Origin of the sequence: Actinosynnema sp. NPDC023658, assembly GCF_040639995.1 — a bacterium.
Classification (GTDB): Bacteria; Actinomycetota; Actinomycetes; order Mycobacteriales; family Pseudonocardiaceae; genus Actinosynnema.
On record NZ_JBFAAX010000061.1, the window covers coordinates 22,203 to 22,928 of the forward strand.

At 71.2% G+C, this 726-nt stretch carries 1 protein-coding gene; it reads left to right on the forward strand.

Translation table 11 applies throughout. The annotated features are described in order from the left end of the window. Positions 1-366: 366 nt before the first annotated feature. Positions 367-726: carbonic anhydrase (locus tag AB0G02_RS10775; RefSeq protein WP_360792395.1), on the forward strand; the 360-nt coding region annotated here is incomplete at its 3' end.

Sequence of the window (726 nt, forward strand, 5' to 3'; positions counted from 1 at the left end):
GCGGGCTCAGGCACGGAGCCGAGCCCGCACCACGTGACCAGACCGGCACGGGCGCTGGCTGCTCGACGACGCCGCGTCGAGACTGGTCAGGACCGCCAGCGGTCCCTCACCGATTCCCTACGGGAGACGGCACCGTTCAATCACCCAGACCAGGCGAGCCGAATCACGCGGGCCATTCCTCCGTGCGGACCGGGTGCCGATGCCGGCGACATCCCGGTTCAGGATCCCTCGGCCGCTGCGCCGCAGCACGGACAGGACGACCTGCCGCCTCCCGTCACTTCAGCCGGCAGGGACGGGCCCCCGACCAGCCGGGGTCATCATCGGCGGGGCAGCGCCCAGGCAGGGTCCTGACCTAAGCTGCAGGCCATGGCCGAGATCAAGTACTCGACTCCGCAGGAAGCCTTCGAGCTGCTGTTGTCCGGTAACCAGCGCTTCGTCGCCGGCACCCCGGAGCACCCCAACCAGGACGCGGCCCGTCGTGCCGAGGTCGCACCCGCACAGCGTCCGTTCGCGGTGCTGTTCGGGTGTTCCGACTCCCGGTTGGCCGCCGAGATCGTCTTCGACCGCGGTCTGGGCGACCTGTTCGTGGTGCGCACCGCGGGTCACGTCGTGGGTTCGGAGGTGCTGGGCAGCGTCGAGTACGGGGTGGGTGTGCTGGACAGCCCGCTGGTGGTGGTCCTCGGTCACGACGCGTGCGGCGCGGTCGCCGCCGCGTGCGCAGCGCTC